Origin of the sequence: Snodgrassella alvi (assembly GCF_002777425.1) — a bacterium.
GTDB lineage: Bacteria > Pseudomonadota > Gammaproteobacteria > Burkholderiales > Neisseriaceae > Snodgrassella > Snodgrassella alvi_B.
The window spans coordinates 1-1764 of record NZ_MDVC01000025.1 but is presented as its reverse complement, the minus strand read 5'-3'; the positions used below and the strand labels follow the sequence as shown (position 1 = coordinate 1764).

Annotated in this window: 3 protein-coding genes and 1 pseudogene; 1 reads left to right on the top strand and 3 read right to left on the bottom strand. The window is 40.6% G+C overall.

The features are described 5' to 3' along the window. The coding region (locus tag BGI33_RS03165; RefSeq protein WP_144235343.1) for an integrase core domain-containing protein at positions 1–507 on the top strand (507 nt) is incomplete at its 5' end. Here the strand turns inward: BGI33_RS03165 and BGI33_RS03160 are convergent. From BGI33_RS03160 to BGI33_RS13645, 3 genes and pseudogenes are all read right to left on the bottom strand, one after another. Then, positions 500–847: a hypothetical protein gene (locus BGI33_RS03160; RefSeq protein ID WP_100089597.1), complete on the bottom strand. Its 348-nt coding sequence runs from the start codon at positions 845–847 to the stop codon at positions 500–502. The two genes, BGI33_RS03165 and BGI33_RS03160, sit on opposite strands and share 8 nt — an antisense overlap. Before the next feature lie 213 nt (positions 848–1060). Continuing rightward, the gene (locus BGI33_RS03155) at positions 1061–1597 is read right to left on the bottom strand and encodes a PqiC family protein (RefSeq protein ID WP_100089598.1); all 537 of its coding nucleotides are present in this window, start codon (positions 1595–1597) and stop codon (positions 1061–1063) included. Further along, a pseudogene (locus tag BGI33_RS13645) lies at positions 1597–1764 on the bottom strand (intermembrane transport protein PqiB); the annotation flags it as partial. The gene BGI33_RS03155 and the pseudogene BGI33_RS13645, both read right to left, overlap by 1 nt.

The following is a 1764-nucleotide window of genomic DNA, read 5'->3' as shown; positions in this document are numbered from 1 at the left end:
GCACCCAGTAAACAAGGTGAATGCTGGTCAATGGATTTTATGAGTGACAGCAGTCGCAATCAACGCAGGTTTAGAACTTTCAATGTGATAGATGACTTTAATCGTGAGGCGTTAGGCATTGATATTGCAGTCAGTTTGCCGGCTGGCAGGATTACCCGTTATCTGGATAAACTGGCCGAATATCATGGCTATCCACTCAAAATACGAGTAGATAATGGACCGGAATTCACCGGAAATACGTTTACTAACTGGGCAAAATCACATGATATAACCATAGATTATATTCAACCAGGCAGTCCATATCAAAACGGATATATTGAACGATTTAATCGTACCTATCGCACAGAGGTACTAGATTTATATCTATTTAATAATCTGGAACAAGCAAGAAAGGTAACCGAAGAATGGCTAACCAGTTATAACACCGAAAGGCCTCATGAAGCATTAAATAATATGACGCCGATTGAGTATAAAACCCTAAGACAAGCAGTATTATTTTCTACTTGAAGCTTGTACTAAGTTTGGGGTATTTACATATTGAAAACCCGTTCTCTCCATTTTCATCTTCTATTAAATAAGCATTAGGTAAAGCAATAACTGTGTTAGAAAGTAAATTTCTGATTTCTCCACAAACTGCACCACCACCACACCCATAAACCTTAACTAAATATTCATAAGCAAAGTTTGCATTTTTTATTTTTGCTTTAGTTTCAACAGAGAAATCAGCAAAATTTAAATTAGTATTGGTTTTATTTTGATTTTGATTGGCGTTGGTGTAACCAAATGAAAATAATAAAAAAGATAAAATAGCGTACTTAAATATTTTCATTTTATCTCCAATTGCCATTTTTAGGCTTTATCGAGATTTCAACCACTTGATTAGGTAATATCTGTGTTGAATTCAAGCTGTCGCTTTGGTAATCAGATGAGCTTTTAAAGGTCGCGATGTGTTTCCGATTTAATAGGCTATGCGTCTTGCAATTAGTTATGTATTACCCGGCCAGTTAATAGTTTATTTTAACAGGCCGGGTTTTGTGTTTGCTGTGGTGCAGATTAATGCTTAATTATATGGAGCAATGCTTTGGGCTACACTGGTTAATCCCTGTGCCAGAGCTTTAACCATATTACTGTAGCCATTACCTTGCTGAGCAATGCGGACGTTAAAATTCTGTCCTGTTTCATCAGTACCCAGCCAGCTACTGTAGCCATTGATGTAGATATAACCATCGTAGCTGCCCTGAAAGGATTGGATATAAACAGTTAGTGTGGCGGCTTTGGGTTTGCTCTCAGGGGTAAACAGATAGTGAGCGCTCTGTTTGTTCAGTTCATTGGCTAATGCCAAACTGATTTCATTGCCCAAATCATCTGCCCATAAATGTTGCTGGGCAAAATGCAGGGTGGTTGGGCTGTCCTGATAAACCAGATTTCCTTGATTGAGACGTTCGGCCAGTACGACTTTAAGCTGAACAGGGGTTCGCTGGCTGGTGGCAGGCAACTGATAATTACTGCCGGGTAACTGGTAATAGGTTACCGAATTGCTGGCACAGGCGCTGAGTGCCAGAGTGGCGGCGCAGACAAGTGGTAGCAGGATTTTCATTATCTGGCTCCTTTTGGCTCTGGGTCATGCCCGCGGCGGTTGAAAATCAGGGCATTGGGTTGCTGTTTCAGGGTTTTCAGTGTCGGCTGTGCCTCTTTCAGCGTGCTATCAATGCTTTTCAGGGTTTGCTGAATATCGCTATATAGTGGAGAGGTACTGGATACGCC

Excerpts from the sequence above, each read along its gene's own strand:
- BGI33_RS03160 (WP_100089597.1), bottom strand. The coding sequence starts at position 847 with ATGGCAATTGGAGATAAAATGAAAATATTTAAGTACGCTATTTTATCT.
- BGI33_RS03155 (WP_100089598.1), bottom strand. The coding sequence starts at position 1,597 with ATGAAAATCCTGCTACCACTTGTCTGCGCCGCCACTCTGGCACTCAGC.